Raw genomic sequence first — 19,083 nt, forward strand, 5'->3', positions numbered from 1 at the left:
CATGAAAAGCTTGCCGGACGGAATGCCTACACCGGCGTGCTCTCCTCAGCCACAACCGGCTGCACACGCCCCAATCGAGTGATCAACAGCACCACCGTGTCGGCATTGGCCAGCATCAACTCGACCCGTTTGACCGGGTCATCGGTAAAGATCGACCGCGCTTCAGCCAAGGTCTGCACCCCGGTAATCGCCTTGACCTTGGCCTTGCCCGGATTGCTCGGAATATCCGCCCAGGTGTGCCTCTCGACATCAAATTGCTTAAACAGATACTCAGGCTGTAAGTGGGGTGAGTGGCACTCCTGAATAATTTGGTTAAACGCTTTGAGCTGATTGCCAAACTCGGTGGTGTCATCCAAAAGATCGTCGTAAGGAAAACCGGGGTTCAGGTAGTTGATATCTTCGGTGTTTAGCACCCCATGGCTGACTTCGTGCAGCAGAAAAGACGCGCGGTAATGCGCATTGACGGCAAAAGGCGGGTCGGTGGGTTTGAGGTACGGATGGCTCAAGGCTTGAGGCTGGTCGAACAGCGTGGTGAAAAAACGCTCACTCAGGAACACGCGTTTGTCGGTGTCCCAGCGATGAATCCAGGCCACCGCCTTGTCGTTGAAACGCGAACGGCATACCACATAGTGGCGGGAGGTCAGTGGCGACAAGTCAGGATGCAGAAACCGCGTCAACATCGGTTCTATGGTGTGATTCAGCCGATCCAGCAGGTGCGGTTCAAGGCTGGGCACATCAAAAAACTCTTTGATCAGCTCGCGATGCGCGGCATTGCCAGCACCGGGTTCGTTCAATGTGTGCAGGGCATTCTGGCAACGCTCCAGGTAGGTGACGGCTTGCGCATGGGCGTCGCGGATCGCCAGGGCTTTATCCGGGAACTGACGCTGGATGCTGCCCATGCCCGTTGCCTGGATCTCATGGGTGATGCGATCGGCCAACGCCGCCGTGGTCGACATCACCGGCCCGCCACCGAGCAGCGGCTCATTGGGATCCAGCTCCCAGAGCTTGCGCGCATTGAGCTTAATCAGCGGGCCATCACGGCCCTCACCTATGTCAATGCGCCAGCGATCACGCCAGACCTGTACCCGGAACAGACAGCCATCCAGATGCACATAGTGCAACTTCGTCTGCGGGTGACTGAACAACTGCGTCTGCGGCTCTGTGCGCAAATCCAGCAGCGTCACATCATGCACCTGAAAGGGTTCCAGCCCGGCGCGTTGCTGTGCTGTCAGGCGAACCGGTTCGACGACTGGTTCAACTGGCGCATGGCTGGCCGATGACGGGCGTACCACGCCATAACCACTGGCACACAGCAAGAGCATGGTTGCGAACTCGGCCACGGATTCGCCCCAATCCCCTTTTTTTGCGGCTTCGACCCCTTGCGACAACCAGCCCAGTGACTGCCAGACCACCAACGGAATATTGAGCCTGGCGGGCAGGAACATCAGTGCGCTGGTGATAACAAGCGACATCAAATACTTGAACGCCTCCCAGTCTGCCTGCGCAGTGGTTTCAGTTTGCGCCGCAGCCATTGTTAGCAATGCTTCGTAGTTGTCCTTGTACATCACCCTGAAGAGATTGCCGGCAATCGGGGTTCTGGCCAGAGTCGGCGGCAAGGCCTTGAGCAACAGCCAGTTCAGCGAAGAGTCCCCATAACGCGCCAGATGCGGCTCGACAAAGCCGCCATGGTCATAGACTTTGCGGGTATAGGGCGCGATGCGTTGCAGTATGTCGGCCTGAAGCTCTGTATTGACGCCCAGATCCGCGAGCAAGGCCGCGTCATTGGCGTAGGCCTTGAAGGTAAAGCGCTCGCTGTAGGTGATCCAGAGAACTTGTGGGCCTGACTTTGGCTCCACCGGGCCAATGATATAGACGCCCCTGACTCGATCCGGGTCGGCGCCGGGCTCTTCGATCAATTCAAAGGGCCGCACGGTGATGTATACCTGGTCCAGAGCCTCACGCGCCGCGCCGTCAGGCATGCTGATGACATGGCAAATGTAGCGGTAGGCGGTTTCAAACTCCGGGTCCTGCAGTTTTTGTCGCATGGCCTGCTCCAGCATCTGCACGGCCAGTTGTTCGGCAAACTGCTGCTGACGCAGGGCAACACCCTCCCGGCCAGGCGCCAGCATGGTTTTTATAAGGTCTTGATAATGTGTGCCAAGGTCCAGTTCCCGCACCAAGCGGCGCACATAGAGCGCATTCAAAGCGACGGGCAGCGCGCCGCCCTCTCGCAACCGCACAAACATCACACCCTGGTTAATGCGATGCAGCCCGTTCAAGGCGAACTGAGTGAGTGACTGCACACTGTGCGTGGTCGCAGCAGGTAGAAATGACGGCGTGCTGCCGACCGGTACGGGGCCCGCGAGGTACGTGTCGATGGCAATCTCAATAGCCTCGGGGTTCAGGTTGGCGCCCGGAAAATCCAGATCCAGACGCGCCGTCAGCAATGCATTGGAATACACCGACAATTGCGGGATGTTGTGCAGATAACTCTGCACGGCCTCTGTGCTGTGCTGATAACGTTGCAAAACGTCGGCATAGGCCTTCTGATCGACGGCGCTGGCAGACTTCAACCACTCAGGCAGCGAAGCCTTGAACCATTGCAGGCGCGCCATTTCACTGACACGCGCCACTTGCACGCCTGCCTTGCCGGCCAGCACAACACTCTTGAAACTGTTCTCAAAGCCCTGACCCGAAAATGGCGTCTTCACGGCAAGGCTGCACACATGCCGGGTATCGGCCAGCAACTGGTTGATCACCGTGTTCTGGCTCTGGCGAGTGAAGTCTTCCTCAAAGCGCTCGAAGTAAAACCAACCGTTTTGCCCGGCCGGTTGCCACTGTGTTGTGCCCTCCAGATAACTGACAACCCGCGCCTGCTCTGAGGCATTCACATGCGTCAGTAGCCCCCAACGCAAGCCCTTGTCCATCAGGCGGGCTTCGAGCATGGCCTTGCACGCATCCACTGAGGCAAAACCTTCAAAGCCCAAAGTCGGGCTCCAGAACACGGCACGCCCTGCAGCGTCTGACTCCAGGCCACCACGCTGGGTAAACAGTAAGCAGTTGGTGATGTCCAGCGCGCTTGCAACCCCTTCGAACGACGCGGTCAGCGCAAACACATCCGGCACAAATTGATCCAGCGCCGGGCGCTGATCACTGATCGGGTAACCCAATACCACGCCAAGCACAGCCCGTTCAGTGGCTTGAAGATGGTTTTCCAGACTCAGCAGGCGTAATTCAGCCCGCAACATGACCATTCTTATGGTGCTGAGCCTGTCTTCCAGCGCATCCGGACTCTGCTCTGGATACGGGGCGTGAAAAAAAGCCCACTGGCGCTGCACCATGAGTTGCACAAATGACGGCGACGCTTGTTCCAGCAGCGTCAGCAGCTTGGTTGCGGCCAATCGCCGGGTCGGTTTGAGCTCTCCGTTAGCTAACGGCTGCATGAAGACTTGAATCAGATCCGGGTTCTGCGGCAACGGCTGATAACCTGTCACCCGCTCCAACAGCGCCTCGACCAGCGACAGTGAGCGAACGGGTACAACGCCCGGCTGCGGCGCTTGATCAAACACTTGAACCACAAGCCGGTGCACATCCGAGGGGGCATGACCATGGGAAACCAGCAGCGTTTGCAGGCGAGCCGTTGCAACGGCCCAAACGGTAGGCCAATCACGTAACAGCTCATCCACCTGGGCTTCTAGTCTGGGCAGCTTCACACTCAACAGATCAGCTTGGCCACCCTTGCTGCGCGGGGTAAGGGTCAACTCATGTGCGTGACGCATGAAGCGGCTGCTCCAGCGCTCCGGTGGGCTCAGCGCCAAGAGCCCCTGATCAATCAGCTCGCGTACATCCAGCGCATGATCGACCCCCGCCAGGGCAATACGCCGGGCTTTGAACTCCTTCAACAAGAAGTCGACATCGCTGGCCTGCTTCTTGTGAATGGCCTGCACACAAAAGCCGAATACATCCGCGTCAATGTTTTCGACACTCAGGCGCAACTCCTGCATACCAGCGAGCAACGCTTGCTGGTCCAGCGCGGCATAACGGGCAATGGAGTCATACAAGGCGGGGGCTCTCAACGGCGACAATATCGCGTCTTTAAGCCGGGCACGTGTTTCAAACTGCTGGAGGCCTTCAGCCCCGCCAAATAAAAAAACGGGTGAATTCAGCCCCGGGAAAAAGATGCAGAACACACCGGACAAGCCGACCTCGCCCTTGTCGGGGTCAAACACAGCCAACCGCGCAACCTGTGCCTGCACGTCCTTAAAGGTGCCTGAAAGCACGTGCTGCAACTGAGCAAATTGCGCTGCCGTCAACTTCTGCTCATGCAGGGCTTGCACCGTCTGGAGATAAAACATATCGGCCTGGCGGGCAACGCAATAGTCATACAGCGCACGTCGCGGCAGCGACGCTGGCTGCCATGTACGGTTTAAAGAACGCTGCATGCTGCCTGCCAAATCCTCAGTGGCCTGCTTCAGTGCACGCTCAAAGCCTTGCTCTATTTCGCTGTGACTGAGTGATGCTATCGCAGCTGGCAGGCCCAGGTATTCACGGCGGTAGTGCGCCGCAAAGCCTCCTTGCAGGTAGTAATCCAGCGCTATCGTACTCAGGCTCGCGGTAGTCACATCGCCCTCAGTCAACGCACTGCTCCCCAACCGAGTGCTACGTACCTGAAGCTTCAAGACTTCAAAATGAGGTCCGCGAAACTGATTACTCACCGCGTAAGACACGTTGCCATCAAGCACCGAACGAAGTGTCGGCAGCTCCACAAGCGCTTGCAGCGTTTGCTCCTGACAATTGCGCAAAAAGCTCTCTATGGCTTGGCTGACACCGGTCATGACAAGTCCCGACACTTGCCGTGTAACCAGCGAAAAATAGCCTGCTTGGGTTAAATAGGGACGCACATCGACGGGACAAAATCGCAGCAGCTCGTCGTTTTCTTGGGGGCTGTCCAACAGCAGCTGCAATGCGGTACGCAACGCGCTTTTGGTGGCGAAGCGCTCAAACCTGCCGAGCGCGGTGAATAAAAACACAGCCGACGCCGGCGCCAGGTCCAGCCTGAGAATCAGCCCGGCAACCCAGTGCACCGGGCGGTAATGATCGCGGGACACAATCGGGTAAAACGCATAAACCGCTCTGGCGCCAGTTTCGTCTTGAAGCAGCGAGCCCAGTCGCTCTTTTTCGTCGGCATTGATAATGCCTTTGGTCTGGGCGAGGTCGAGGCTTTTGAGGTACGTGTCGTGCAGCGCTTGCGGGGCATAAAAAGGCAAAGAAGGGGTGCTCATGGTTAAGCTCGCAATAGGGATAGGCATATCCCTGAACGCTACGCTGCCCACAGTGTTGCAAGGCACTACTTAGTTAGGGGGCCAAGGCGCGCTATCATGCGGCCTGTATCCGCAGGCCTTTTGCCCTGATCCCGGATGAACGAACCGCTGTTTGAAATGAGGATTGGCATGTCGCCCTGGCTAACAGTTGTGGGAATCGGTGAAGACGGCTTCAGCGGTCTGGGCAAAAATGCGCGCCGGGCCTTGCTGAGTGCTGCTCAAGTGTTTGGCGGCCAGCGTCAGCTCGACCTGCTGCCCGCGTGCATCCGCGCCGAGCGCCTGACGTGGCCGAGCCCGTTTTCGCTGGCGCCGGTGCTGGCATTGCGCGGCCAGCCAGTGTGTGTGCTGGCCAGTGGTGACCCGATGCTGTTCGGCGTAGGCGCCAGCCTGGCACGCGTGGTTGAAAACGCCGAGATGCACGTGCTGCCCTCGCCCTCCTCTTTCTCGTTGGCGGCTGCACGTTTGGGCTGGGCCTTGCAAGACGTGACCACGCTGTCAGTGGTTGCCCGTCCGGTGGCTGCGCTCAATGCTCACTTGCACAGCGGCGCACGCCTGCTGGTGCTGAGCAATGACGGCAGCAGCCCGACCACCGTTGCGGCGCTATTGCGCGAACGCGGCTTTGGCCCGAGTCGCATCAGTGTTCTGGAGCACCTGGGTGGCCCGGCCGAACGTCGCGTCGACGCCAGCGCTGACGAATGGAACGACCCGCCCGTCGCGGCCCTGAACCTGATTGCCATTGAATGCATCGCCTCGGCCAATGCACAGCCGTTGTCCCGCGTCGGCGGCTTGCCGGACAGCGCCTTCCAGCACGACGGCCAACTGACCAAGCGCGATGTACGCGCCATCACCCTCGCCCGCCTCGCGCCCTTGCCGGGGCAACTGTTGTGGGACGTGGGCGCAGGCAGCGGCTCGATTGGTATTGAATGGATGCGCACCTACCCGAGCTGCCGGGCCCTTGCCATCGAGGCAGACAGCGGCCGTCAGCAACTGATCGAACACAACCGTGACGCGCTGGGCGTGCCAGGCCTGCAACTCATTCGAGGCAAGGCACCGCAAGCGCTGGAAGGCCTGGAGCGTCCGGACGCGATTTTTATCGGCGGCGGCGTCACCCGCGAGGGTGTGCTCGACACCTGCTGGCAACAGCTCAAGCCCGGCGGGCGACTGGTGGCCAATGCCGTCACCCTGCAAAGCGAAACATTGCTGATGAGCTGGCGCGAACGCCATGGCGGCGAACTGACGCGGGTTCACGTCGCCCAGGCCCAACCGCTGGGCGACTTTGATACGTGGCGCCAAGCGCTGCCAATAACCTTGCTAGAGATGACCAAACCCTTTGATGCGTGACGAAACCGCCGAACAACCCGCGCCCCTGCGCAGCGGCCTGACCACCGGCAGTTGCGCTACGGCCACCAGCCTGGCCGCCGCTCGCCTGCTGCTCAGCGGCGTCAGCCATGACGCCGTGGAAATCACCCTGCCCAAAGGCAAAGTGGTAACCATGCGCCTGGAGTTCTGCCGCACGCAGGCCGATGGCGCCGAAGCCGGCACCCTCAAGGACGCAGGCGACGACCCGGACGTGACCCACGGCGCGCTGCTGTACTCACGCGTTCGCCTGCTGCCTGATGCAGGCATCGTATTCGTCGCAGGCCAGGGCGTTGGCACGGTCACCCGCCCCGGTCTGGTGCTGCCCGTGGGCGAACCGGCGATCAACCCGGTGCCGCGCAAAATGATCACCGATCACCTGCAGCAACTGGCCGCCGAGCACCACTATCACGGTGGCTTTGAAGTGACCGTCAACGTCCAGGACGGCGAATCGCTGGCTCTCAAGACCATGAACCCACGCTTGGGGATTCTCGGCGGCCTGTCGATTCTGGGCACCAGCGGTATCGTCCGGCCGTTTTCCTGTGCCGCGTACATCGCCTCGATCCACCAGGGTATCGACGTCGCTAAGACCAACGGCTACCTGCACATCGCCGCCTGCACCGGCAACGCCAGCGAAGACACCATGCGCCGGGTGTATAACCTGCCGGAGATTGCGCTGATCGAAATGGGCGACTTCGTGGGCGCAGTCCTCAAGCACCTGCGCAAAGTCCCTGTGGATAAGTTGAGCCTCTGCGGCGGCTTCGGAAAAATCAGCAAACTGGCCGCAGGCCATATGGATTTGCACAGCCGTCATTCCAGCATCGACTTGCCGCAACTGGCCGAATGGGCGGCTGCCATTGGCGCTGACCCCACGCTGCAAGAGGCCATCCGCCAGGCCAACACCAGCCAGCAAGCCCTCGCCATGTGCAGCGCGCAAGGCATCGCCCTGGGTGATGCGGTGTGCCAGCACGCGCTGGACTTCGCCCGCAGCGTGGTGCCGGCGTCGGTGCAGGTCGAAGTGTTTGCCATTGACCGCCAAGGCGCCGTTGTCGGCCATGCCGGAGGGTTTGCATGAAACGTATTTTATTGCTCGGCGGCGTGACCGAAGCACTGGCCATTGCCCGTACCCTGGGCCCACAACACGTTTACAGCCTGGCCGGTGTCGGCCGCGTGCCCACCGATTTGCGCTGCGAAGTGCGGGTGGGCGGCTACGGCGGCGCTGAGGGGTTGGCCCACTACATGGGCGAACAGGGCATCGACCTGCTGCTGGACGCCACCCACCCTTACGCCGCGCAAATCAGTCAGAACGCCGCCCGCGCAGCCGCCCTCAGTGACGTCCCGTGCTGGGCGCTGCGTCGCCCGGCGTGGACGCCTCAAGCAGGCGATGACTGGCGCGAAGTGGCCGACTGGGCCGAACTGGTTGAGGCCCTTAAACCCTTCCAGCGCCCGCTGTTCACACTGGGCCGCGAGCCACTGGAACATCTGGACGAAATCCCGGAGCAGCAGTTCTGGACCTTGCGCGCCCTCGACGTTTACCCCGGTAATGAGCGCTGTGACGTCATCGGCGCCCGCGGCCCCTTCCGGATCGAAGAAGAACGCACACTGTTTGAGCAACGCCGCATCGACGTCCTGATCAGCAAAAACAGCGGCAGCAGCGCCACCGAACCCAAGCTCGAAGTCGCCCGCGAACGCGGGGTGCCGGTGTTGATTCTCAAGCGGCCGGTGTTGCCGCAAGTAGATCGCGAGTTTTGGACGGCTACGCAATTGCTAGAGGCTTTACATCGACTGTAGAACCAACTTCTTAATCAGTAACAACAGATAAGTGACTCGAAATAAATAGCCACCAGCCTGGATTATGAGGAGCAAAAATGAGTGAAGAAATCACCCAATTTGATATTGCTAGCTACTTAAAAAGTCCTGAAGACATGGCGGCTTATCTAGATGCCTGCTGTCAAGAAGATAGCGGGGACGGTAGCTTGATTCGTGCTGCTCTGAGCGATATTGCCCGCGCCCAAATTCAGAACTCACTACCAATATCAACGCCGTATCTCCCCTGACGTTGATTAACGCGACATTTCGTCACACACACGGCCTTTTTACTTACGCAGGCCATTCAGGCTAAATAGCCGCCTTAATCGCGTCACTCATGGAATGTGTCATGTCCCGACAACGGTTTGCATTTGCCTGGATCGCCTGCTTCGCAGTGCTGTTCAACATGCTCGCCATGTCGATGGGCGGGGCCATGGCATCCACTGGTAGCGAGCCGGCCGAGCAGGTGATGTGGAGCAGTTTCTGCACCTCCACGGGCACCAAGATGGTGGCCGTGTCGCTGGGCAAGTTTGACACCGCCGACAGCCACAAAGACGATCACTCAAACATGCAGCATTGCTGGTGCTGCTCTGGCTCGGCGCCGCTGGTGGCGCTGCCCGCGCATATCCCCACGCTGTATTTCGCCGCGATTGAACGGGGTCATAGCCAAGTCCCCGACCACCTCAAACGGCCCACCCCGCGCCAGCAATGGCCGAGCCTTAACCCCCGCGCTTCCCCTCTGGTCTGATTCGTCCTCGCAACCTTTTTGCGCCTGAATCATTTCGGAGAATGACCATGTTGAACCTGTCACTGTTCAAGCACGCCGTTATTGCGGCGGCTTTGTTGTTGCCTGCCTGTTTTGCCAACGCCCACGAATACAAAAGTGGTGATCTGCAAATCACTCATCCGTGGTCGCAAGAACTGCCACCCAACGCGCCCACCGTGGCCGCGTACTTTGTGATCCATAACACCGGCAGCACCGCCGACCGCCTGCTCAGCGCCGACACCCCGATTGCCGGGGGCGCCGAGCTGCACCAGCACGTGATGCAAGGCGACATGATGCGCATGCAACCGGTGACCGACGTCGTCGTTGCCCCCGGTGGCACGGTGACCTTCGGGCCGATGGCGTACCACGTGATGCTGGTCGACATTAAAGATCGCAGCCTGCTGCAAGACGGCAAACGCTTCCCGCTGACCCTGCATTTCGAGAAAGCCGGTGACATACCGGTTGAAGTCTCGGTGCAAAAACAGCCCCCTGAAGACAATATGGAACACATGCACGCTCACTAACGACCCCGGTTTTTGAGCCCCATGCGCGCCCTTCGCGCCAGGCACTCCATGTCGCAGATTCGCGGCAGTTGGCTGAGCCTGTTTGCCATGCTGATGATTTTTATCGGCCCGCTGATTTCCCAAGCGGTGCCGATGAATCATCACGGCTCCATGTCGATGCCAATGTCTATGGAGATGGGCATGGACATGTCGGCGCACGGCGAACACGCCGGGCATCACGCACCGTCTGCCGAGCACCATGCACTGTGGGAAAAATGCGGTTACTGCACGCTGTTGTTCAGTTGCCCGGCCCTGCCGCACACCGCTGACATCACCCTGTTCGACTCGCTGCGCCCCAAAAGTTATCTGGCACAGCCCACACGGCTGGGGCATGCGCAACAACCGATCTTCCCCGGCGCCCGCGCGCGGGCGCCTCCGGCATTCGTTTAAGCACGTTCACAACATCCTCTACCTGGCCGACCTGCAGGCGCTGCTCTAGACAGCCGCAGGGCGTCGGCCGTGTTGTTTTCGCTTGAATACTGGAATGCCTATGTCCCGCTTTACTGCTACCTCCCGTTTGCCTCACGCCCACACGGTGCTGCCCTTTGCCTTGAGCACACTGTGCTGCGCGTTGCTGGCACCCGCCGCCCTGGCCGCCGAGACACCTGACGAGCACGCCACACACGCCAATGAAATCAGCCCGCTGGTGATTACCGCCATCGCCCCCAGTTCGCCGCTGACCATCGTTACCAACCCCAAAGACCCGCGCCAGCCAGTGCCTGCCAGCGATGGCGGGGATTATTTGAAGACCATCCCCGGCTTTGCCCTGATCCGCAATGGCGGCACCAACGGCGAGCCGATCTTGCGCGGCATGTTCGGATCGCGGCTCAACATCCTCACCAACGGCGGCCAGATGATCGGCGCCTGCCCCGGCCGCATGGACACGCCAACCTCCTATATCGCCCCCGAAACCTACGACAAACTCACCGTCATCAAGGGCCCGCAAAGCGTGCAGTGGGGGCCGGGTTCGTCAGCAGGTACGGTGCTGTTTGAGCGCGAGCCCGAGCATTTTGGCGAGCTGGGGTCGCGCATCAACGCCAGCGTACTGGCAGGCTCCAACGGCCGTTTCGACAAGACCCTCGATGCCGCCGTCGGGGGCTCGCAGGGCTACCTGCGGGTCGTCGGCAACACCGCCCACTCCGACGATTACAAAGACGGTGACGGCCACACCGTGCCGTCGCGCTACGACAAATGGAACGGCGACGTCGCCCTCGGCTGGACCCCGGACGCCGACACCCTGCTCGAACTCACCGCTGGCAAGGGCGATGGCGAAGCCCGCTCGGCCGGACGTGGCATGGACGGCAGCCAGTACAAGCGTGAAAGCCTCGGCCTGCGCTTTGAAAAGTCCAACATCGGCGACGTGCTCGACAAGCTCGAAGCGCAGGTCTACTACAACTACGCCGACCACGTGATGGACAACTACACCCTGCGCACCCCGTCCGGCACCGGCATGATGGCCGGGCCCATGGGCGTAAACGTTGACCGGCGCACCCTCGGCGCACGCATCAAGGCCACCTGGCGCTGGGCCGATGTGCAGTTGATCAGCGGCATCGACGCGCAAACCAACGAACACCGCACTCGCTCCGGCATGGGCATCGACACCTACAAAGCGCAGAACTGGACCAAGGACGCCGATTTCCACAACTACGGCGCCTTTGCCGAGTTGACCTGGTACGCCGCCGAGCGCGATCGCGTGATCACCGGCGCCCGTCTGGACCGCGCCTCGGCCAAGGACTTCCGGGCCCGGCTGGGCTCGGGGATGATGAGCAAGCCTAACCCGACCCAGGACAACACCCGCGCCGACACGCTGCCCAGCGGTTTTGTGCGTTATGAACATGACATGGCCAACAGCCCGACCACCGTGTACGCAGGCTTGGGCCATGTGCAGCGCTTCCCGGACTACTGGGAACTGTTTTCGCCCAACTCCGGGCCGGCCGGTTCGGTGAACGCCTTCGACGCTATCAAGCCTGAAAAAACCACCCAGCTCGACGTCGGCCTGCAATACAAAACCCAGGACCTCGAAGCCTGGGTGTCGGCCTATGCCGGGGTGATTCACGACTACATCCTGTTCGACTACACGCAAACCAGTTCCCAGGCGCAAAACATCAACGCCCGCATCATGGGCGGCGAATTGGGCGCCGCGTATCAACTGACCGAACACTGGAAGGCCGACGCGACCCTGGCCTACGCCTGGGGCAAAAACACCACGGACGGTAAAGCTCTGCCGCAAATGCCGCCGCTGGACACCCGCCTCGGCCTGACCTACAGCGAAGACGACTGGAGCGCTGGCGCCCTGTGGCGTGTGGTTGCACGCCAAGACCGCATCGACCGCAACGCGGGCAACGTGGTCGGCAAGGACTACGGCAAGAGCGCCGGCTTTGGCGTGTTCTCGTTGAACGGCGCGTACCGCATCAACAAAAACCTCAAGGTCAGCGCCGGGGTCGACAACCTGCTGGATAAAACCTACAGCGAGCACCTGAACATGGCGGGCAACGCCGGGTTTGGCTACCCGTCGAACGACCCGACCGCGATCAACGAACCAGGCCGCACGCTCTGGACCAAGGTTGATGTGAGTTTCTAACAATCAGAGCGCTGTAACTCTTTGTGGGAGCGGGCTTGCTCGCGATGGCAGCACTGCGGGGCAACTGAAGACCGCGTCGCCTGCATCACGAGCAAGCCCGCTCCCACGGGGTTTGCATTCGACAATAAATCGTTAACTTTGCGGAGCCGCTCCTGATGAGCCAACCCACACCGTCGTTCTACAACCTGGCCTGGCGCTGGCATTTCTATGCCGGGCTGTTTGTCGCGCCGTTCATGATTCTGCTGGCCCTGACCGGGATTATTTACCTGTTCAAACCCCAGCTCGACCCTTTGCTCTACGACCACCTGATCAACGTCAGCCCTGGCCATCACCGTCTCAGTGCCGACGACCAGCTCCAGCGCGTGCAGGCCACTTATCCACAGGGCCATATCAGCCAGTACCTGCCGCCGATCAACCCTGAGCGCAGCGCGCAATTTGTGCTCAGCAACGCCGGGCGCCAGCTCAATGTGTTTATCAACCCGTACAGCGGCGAAGTGCTGGGCGAGCAAGATGCCAAGCTCAACCTGCAAGCCGTGGCCCGTGCCCTGCACGGCGAGTTGATGATCGGCACCCTCGGTGACCGGCTGGTGGAACTCGCCGCTGGCTGGGGCGTGGTGCTGGTGGTGTCAGGCTTGTACCTGTGGTGGCCGCGCGGGCAATCTGCGGCGGGTATCTTGTGGCCGCGCTTGAGCCGTCGCGGCCGGGTCTTGTGGCGCGACCTGCATGCCGTTACCGGGTTCTGGGGCGCAGCCTTGCTGTTGTTCATGCTGATCAGCGGCATGACCTGGACCGGTTTCTGGGGCAAGCAATACGCCGACCTGTGGAACCAGTTCCCCGCCGCCATGTGGAACAACGTGCCCCAATCAGACGTTGAAGCCCGCACCCTCAACAGCGCCGCCCGCCAGACCGTGCCCTGGGCCATGGAAAACACACCGATGCCGGTGTCCGGCGCGCACGCCGAGCACATGGCCCACGGCGCTCACACGTCTGGCCCGGCGGCGCCCGGCATCACCTTGCAACAGGTGGTCGACACCGCCAGCACGCGCAAGGTCGAACCCGGCTACAGCATCACCCTGCCCACCACGGCACAAGGCGTGTTTACCATTGCCGTGTTCGCTGACGACCCGCGCAACGACGCCACCTTGCATGTCGATCAGTACACCGGCGAGGTCCTGGCCGATGTGCGTTGGCAGCATTACAGCAACGTCGCCCGCGCCACGGAAATGGGCGTGATGCTGCACGAAGGCAAGCTGTTCGGCTCGCTGAACCAGATCGCGATTCTGCTGATCTGCCTGATGATCCTGCTGAGTTCGACCAGCGGCCTGGTGATCTGGTGGAAACGCCGCCCCAAAGGCGGCCTCGGCGTGCCACCGCTGCGCCATGACCTGCCGACCTGGAAAACCGGGGTGGTGATCATCCTCGCCCTGGCGGTGGCGTTCCCCTTGGTCGGCGCCTCGTTGATTGGCGTCTGGTTGCTCGACCGTTTACTGCTGCTCGTGCGCTCAAAGCCTCAACATGAGCGCGCTTCATAGTGGGGATGAAACATCCGAGATGCGCGATCCAGAGATATGTGGATACTGGCACGCCAGTATCACGCGAGAAATTGTTGTTACTGTGTAACAAAACAATTTAAGCTCGATCACCCGCCGCCAGGAGGCAGCGGGCACACCTCCAGAAAAAAGCGACTCACTGCCCTAATGAACAAGTACCTGCTTTCCAGCCTTTGCCTGCTGGTGGTTAACAGCGCCCACGCGGATGACACCGCGCCGTCCCTGATGCTGCCTGCCGCCACCATCACCGCCCCTGAAATCGATGCCGAAAGCATCGACCTCAAGACCGCCACCACCGCCGGTTCGCGTCTGAACCTCAGCAGCCTCGAAACCCCGGCCAGCGTTGAAAGCCTGACCGGCGCGCAGATCCGCGCCCGTGGCGACAGCAGCGTGCAGGACGCCGTAACCCGCACCACCGGCATCAGCTTCACCGGCTCGCCGGGCAATGGCGGTTCGGCGTACTCGGCGCGCGGTTTTGTCGGCGAAGGTTCGGTCATGCAGCTGTACGACGGCACTCGCATGTACAGCGGCGCGGGCACCGTGACCTTCCCGGTGGACGACTGGTCGGTTGAGCGCATCGACGTGCTGCGCGGCCCGGCGTCGGTGTTGTATGGCGAAGGCGCAACCGGGGCAGTGATCAACGTGATCCCGAAAAAACCGTTCAGCGGCGAGATCGAAAACCACATCCGCGTCGGCTACGGCTCCTACGATCGCCAACAGCAGGCACTGGACAGCGGCGGCTCGCTGACCGACACCCTGAGCTACCGGTTGAACATCAACCACACCCAGAGCAATGGCTGGATCGACCACGGCGATTCTGAAAACACCTTTATCAGCGCGGCCCTGCGCTGGCAGGCCACGGATGATCTGGCGTTCACCCTGAGCCACGACTACGGCGACCAGGAGCCGCAAAACGACTTTGGCGTGCCGTTGATCAATGGCCGTTATCACAAAGGCCTGCGCGACAAGAACTACAACGTCAGTGACGCCAAGCTGCACTACAACGATCAGTGGACGCGCCTGAACAGCGAATGGCGGATCAACGACAACCTGACCGCCACCAACGAACTGTATTACCTCAAGGCCCAGCGCCGTTGGCAGAACGCCGAAAACCACGCCTGGGACGAGGCCAGCCAAACCCTGCTGCGCAGCGGCTATTTCAGCATCAAGCATGAGCAGGAACAGGTCGGCGACCGCCAGACCTTCGCCCTCAGCCATGACCTGTTCGGCCTCAAAAGCAAAACCCTGGTGGGCATGGACTACAACCGTATCCACTTCAATTTGCACAGCAACTCGCCGTACCACGACGTGGACGCCGACGGCCAGCCAATCGACCTGTACCACCCGGACCGTGGCCAATGGCAAAGTGCTTCGCCTTACCGCGACCAGTTCACTACCACCACGCAGCAGTTTTCGCTGTTCGCCGAAAACCGCACCGAGCTGACCGATCAGCTGTCGCTGGTCACCGGTGTGCGCCGCGACATGGTGCACCTGGACCGCGATGACTTCTCAGTGGACAACCTTACCACCCGCTCAGACCGCAGCCTGTCGGCCAACAGCTGGAAAGTCGGGCTGGTGTACGAACTGACCCCGGACACCTCGGTTTACGCCCAACAAGCCACCAGCGTCGATGGCGTCGGCGGTTTGATCAGCCTAAGCCAGAACCAGCAAAACTTTGGCCTGGCCCATGCGCGCCAGACCGAAGTCGGCTTCAAGCAACTGTTCTGGGACCAGCGCGGCGAGTGGACACTGGCGGCGTATCACATCGTCAAAAAGGATTTGCTGACCACTGACCCGGCCGACTTCACCCGCACGCTCCAAGTGGGCGAACAGTCCTCCAAAGGCCTGGAAGCCAGCCTTGATCTGCAACTGCCACACCGCTGGCAGCTCCAGGCCAACGCCGCCATTGTCCGTGCGCAATACGACAAATTCGATCAGGGCGGCGTGTCGCTCAAAGGCAACCGCCCCGCCGAAGTACCGCGCCGTACCGCCAACCTGTGGTTGAGCAAAGCCGTAACCGACGACGTGAACGCGGGCGCCGGTGTGCGCTATGTCGACGCGCGTTACGCAGACGTGGCCAACACCGCCGTGCTGCCGAGCTACACCGTGGTGGATGCCACCGTGAGCTGGAAAGCCCTGCCAAAAACCACCCTGGGGCTGCGCGTAAACAATTTGTTCAACCGCCAATACGCCTTAAGCCAATACAATGACGGCCAACAATGGATCATGGGTGAACCGCGTTCGGTCTTCGTTACGGCGGATTACACCTTCTAAGCACATCTAACCCCCCTGTAGGAGCGAGCTTGCCTCGCGATCTTTTGATCTTTTAAAAGATCGCGAGGCAAGCTCGCTCCTACGGGATTGACCGGTAAATGCATGACTCAGCTCACCCTCACCAAACTCGCCTGGACGCCCTTGGGCCACGGCCATTGTCATCACCAGTTCAAGCTGCGTGATGCCAACCTGCACGTGGCGGCCGGTGAGTTTGTGGGGCTGATCGGGCCCAACGGCAGCGGTAAAACCAGCCTGTTGCGCTGTGCTTATCGCTTCAGCAAGCCCGAAGCGGGCGAGGTTCATCTAGGCCCGCACAACCTGTGGCAACAGTCACCACGCTGGTGCGCCCAACGCATCGCCGTGGTGCTGCAAGAATTTCCGGACGCTTTTGGCCTGACTGTTGATGAAGTGGTCGCCATGGGCCGTACCCCGCACAAAGGCCTGTTTGACGGCGACACCCAGGCCGACCGCGAACTGGCCAGAGACGCCCTCGAATCCGTCGGCCTGCAAGGCTTTGAAGACCACGCCTTCGCCACCCTCTCGGGCGGCGAAAAACAGCGTGTGATCCTGGCCCGCGCCCTGACCCAGCAACCCGACCTGCTGATCCTCGACGAGCCGACCAACCACCTCGACCCGCGCTATCAGCTGGAGCTGCTGCAACGGGTCAAGCGCCTGAACATCGGTACCCTGGCCAGCATCCACGACCTGAATCTGGCGGCGGCCTTTTGTGATCGGCTGTACGTGATCAACCACGGCAAGATCATTGCCAGCGGCACGCCGCGCGAGGTGTTGACCGTTGAATTATTACGCAACGTTTTCGGCGTGGACGCGCTGGTCGACGACCATCCACTGTCCGGCTACCCCCGCATTACCTGGATAACCCAACCATGAAGCTGATCCGTCTCGCCCTGTGCCTGGCTGTTTTATTCGGCGCCCAACTGGCTCAGGCCGACGCCACGACCTACCCGCTGACGATTAAAAGCTGCAACCGTGACGTGACCTTCACGCAAGCGCCCAAGCACGCGGTCAGCCATGACATCAACATGACCCAAATGATGCTCGCCCTGGGCCTCAAACCGCGCATGGCCGGGTACAGCGGCATCAGTGGCTGGAAGTCGGTCACGCCCGAGATGAAGGCCATTCTCGACGGCCTGCCCGAGCTGGCCAGCAAGTACCCGTCGGTTGAAACCCTGCTCAATGCCAACGTTGATTTCTTCTTCGCCGGCTGGGATTACGGCATGCGCGTGGGTGGTGACCTCACGCCGCACACCCTCACCCCGCTGGGTATCAACGTGTATGAGCTGACCGAGTCATGTGCGTTTGTGATGAAGCGCCCTCCAGCCAGCATGGAAGATACCTACAACGATCTGCGCAACCTCGGCAAAATCTTCGACGTGCAAGACCGTGCCAACGCATTGATCGCACAGATGCAGACCAAAATCGCCGACGTGCAGAAGGCCCTTCCGGCATCAAAACCCCGGGTGTTTCTGTATGACAGCGGCGAAGACCGCGCCATGACTTCGGGCAAGCTGGGCATCCCCCACGCTCTGATCGAAGCCGCGGGTGGCGATGACATCCTCAGCGACATCGACGCCAGCTGGACCCGCGTTAACTGGGAAACCGTGGTCGAGCGCAACCCCGAGGTCATCGTGATCGTCGACTACAGCGAAGTCACCGCCGAGCAAAAACAGCGCTTTCTCGAAACCAACCCGGCCCTGCAATCGGTGGACGCCATCAAGCACAAACGCTTTATCGTCATCCCCTACGTGCAAGCCACGCCGGGCATCGACAACGTGCTGGCCATCGAAACCCTGGCCAAAGGGTTTCACCCACAATGATGTCTAACCGCTACGCCCTGTTACTGATCAGCCTTGGCGCACTGCTGCTGGTGTCATGCGTGGTGTCGCTGGGCTTTGGCCCGGCGCGGGTGCCGGTCGACGTGGTGTGGCACATTGTGCTGAATAAAATGTTTGGCCTCGGCGAGGTGAGCTGGAGCGCTGGCCAGGAGCACATCGTGTGGCTGATCCGCGTGCCGCGCATGCTGCTCGGCGCCCTGGTGGGGGCGGGCCTGGCCTTGATCGGGGCGGTGCTACAAGCCGTGACCCGCAACCCGCTGGCTGATCCGCACTTGCTCGGCGTCACCAGCGGCGCGACGTTGGGCGCGGTGATTGTGGTGCTGCACGTGGGCGAAATCGTCGGCCTGCTGACCTTGCCCATTGCCGCCTTTATCGGCGCCCTGCTGAGCATGCTACTGGTACTGGCCATCGCCAGTCGTCAGGGGCGTCTGGATAGCGACCGCCTGCTGCTCTGCGGCGTGGCCGTGTCGTTCGTGATGATGGCGGTGGCCAACACCTTGCTGTTTTTGGGCGATCACCGCGCCAGTTCTGCTGTGCTGTTCTGGATGCTCGGGGGCCTCGGGCTGGCCCGCTGGGAACTGCTGGCCGTGCCCAGTGCCGTGGTGGTGCTGGGGCTGTTTTTACTGCTGGGCATGGCCCGCCCGCTGAACGCCCTGATGGCTGGCGAGCAAACCGCCGTCACCCTCGGCCTGAATGCGCGCAATGTACGGCTCAAGGTGTTCTTGATCGCTTCGCTGATGACCGGCGTCTTGGTGGCCATCAGTGGTTCCATCGGCTTTGTCGGCCTGATGATCCCGCACATCGCCCGGCGTCTGGTGGGCGCTGAACACCGGCGATTACTGCCGGTGTCGGCGCTACTGGGCAGCGTGTTTCTGGTCTGGGTCGACGTCGCCGCCCGCACCCTGATCGCCCCCGAAGACTTGCCCATCGGGGTGGCCACAGCGGCCATCGGCGGGTTGTTCTTTATCGGTTTAATGCGCAAGCGATAACTCTTCTCCCCCCCCTGC

13 protein-coding genes and 1 pseudogene are annotated in these 19,083 nt (G+C 61.0%); 13 read left to right on the forward strand and 1 reads right to left on the reverse strand.

Features of this window, described 5'->3' with window-relative positions; all coding sequences use genetic code 11:
• Positions 1–26 precede the first annotated feature (26 nt).
• Positions 27–5,282, reverse strand: a complete 5,256-nt coding sequence (locus TU84_RS00405) for a dermonecrotic toxin domain-containing protein (RefSeq protein ID WP_048366524.1) — start codon at positions 5,280–5,282, stop codon at positions 27–29.
• 168 nt (positions 5,283–5,450) lie between these two features.
• On the opposite strand from TU84_RS00405, the gene TU84_RS00410 reads away from it, so the two are divergent.
• The 13 genes and pseudogenes from TU84_RS00410 (at position 5,451) to TU84_RS00465 (ending at position 19,065) form a co-directional block, all read left to right on the forward strand.
• Positions 5,451–6,662 (forward strand): bifunctional cobalt-precorrin-7 (C(5))-methyltransferase/cobalt-precorrin-6B (C(15))-methyltransferase, encoded by a 1,212-nt coding sequence (locus TU84_RS00410; RefSeq protein WP_048366952.1) that lies wholly within the window; start codon positions 5,451–5,453, stop codon positions 6,660–6,662.
• Positions 6,655–7,752 (forward strand): cobalt-precorrin-5B (C(1))-methyltransferase, encoded by a 1,098-nt coding sequence (locus tag TU84_RS00415; RefSeq protein WP_048366525.1) that lies wholly within the window; start codon positions 6,655–6,657, stop codon positions 7,750–7,752. The genes TU84_RS00410 and TU84_RS00415 overlap by 8 nt, the downstream gene beginning before the upstream one ends.
• Positions 7,749–8,468, forward strand: coding sequence for a cobalt-precorrin-6A reductase (locus TU84_RS00420; RefSeq protein ID WP_048366526.1), 720 nt, complete (start codon positions 7,749–7,751; stop codon positions 8,466–8,468). Before TU84_RS00415 ends, TU84_RS00420 begins: the two co-directional genes overlap by 4 nt.
• Positions 8,469–8,545: 77 nt before the next feature.
• A pseudogene (locus TU84_RS25345) lies at positions 8,546–8,692 on the forward strand (helix-turn-helix domain-containing transcriptional regulator); the annotation flags it as partial.
• 143 nt (positions 8,693–8,835) lie between these two features.
• Positions 8,836–9,234, forward strand: coding sequence for a DUF2946 domain-containing protein (locus TU84_RS00425; protein WP_048366527.1), 399 nt, complete (start codon positions 8,836–8,838; stop codon positions 9,232–9,234).
• A gap of 47 nt (positions 9,235–9,281) precedes the next feature.
• A complete protein-coding gene (locus TU84_RS00430; RefSeq protein ID WP_048366528.1) occupies positions 9,282–9,776 on the forward strand; it encodes a copper chaperone PCu(A)C in 495 nt (164 codons plus the stop codon).
• Between the two features lie 48 nt (positions 9,777–9,824).
• Entirely contained in the window at positions 9,825–10,205 is a 381-nt protein-coding gene (locus TU84_RS00435) for a DUF2946 domain-containing protein (RefSeq protein ID WP_048366529.1), read from the forward strand.
• A 100-nt stretch (positions 10,206–10,305) separates the two neighbouring features.
• On the forward strand, positions 10,306–12,396 hold the full coding sequence (locus tag TU84_RS00440) for a TonB-dependent copper receptor (RefSeq protein WP_048366530.1): 2,091 nt from the start codon (positions 10,306–10,308) through the stop codon (positions 12,394–12,396).
• Positions 12,397–12,551: 155 nt separating this feature from the next.
• Positions 12,552–13,928, forward strand: a complete 1,377-nt coding sequence (locus tag TU84_RS00445; protein ID WP_048366531.1) for a PepSY-associated TM helix domain-containing protein — start codon at positions 12,552–12,554, stop codon at positions 13,926–13,928.
• A gap of 165 nt (positions 13,929–14,093) precedes the next feature.
• Positions 14,094–16,220, forward strand: a complete 2,127-nt coding sequence (locus TU84_RS00450) for a TonB-dependent receptor (protein ID WP_048366532.1) — start codon at positions 14,094–14,096, stop codon at positions 16,218–16,220.
• A gap of 102 nt (positions 16,221–16,322) precedes the next feature.
• Entirely contained in the window at positions 16,323–17,111 is a 789-nt protein-coding gene (locus TU84_RS00455) for an ABC transporter ATP-binding protein (RefSeq protein WP_048366533.1), read from the forward strand.
• Positions 17,108–18,058 carry an ABC transporter substrate-binding protein gene (locus TU84_RS00460; RefSeq protein WP_048366534.1) on the forward strand — a complete coding sequence of 317 codons (951 nt, stop codon included), beginning with the start codon at positions 17,108–17,110 and terminating at the stop codon, positions 18,056–18,058. Before TU84_RS00455 ends, TU84_RS00460 begins: the two co-directional genes overlap by 4 nt.
• Complete coding sequence (locus TU84_RS00465) at positions 18,055–19,065, forward strand: FecCD family ABC transporter permease (protein WP_048366535.1); 1,011 nt, start codon at positions 18,055–18,057, stop codon at positions 19,063–19,065. The genes TU84_RS00460 and TU84_RS00465 overlap by 4 nt, the downstream gene beginning before the upstream one ends.
• The last annotated feature ends 18 nt before the right edge of the window (positions 19,066–19,083 follow it).

Source organism: Pseudomonas helleri, assembly GCF_001043025.1.
In the GTDB taxonomy this organism is placed as follows: Bacteria; Pseudomonadota; Gammaproteobacteria; order Pseudomonadales; family Pseudomonadaceae; genus Aquipseudomonas; species Aquipseudomonas helleri.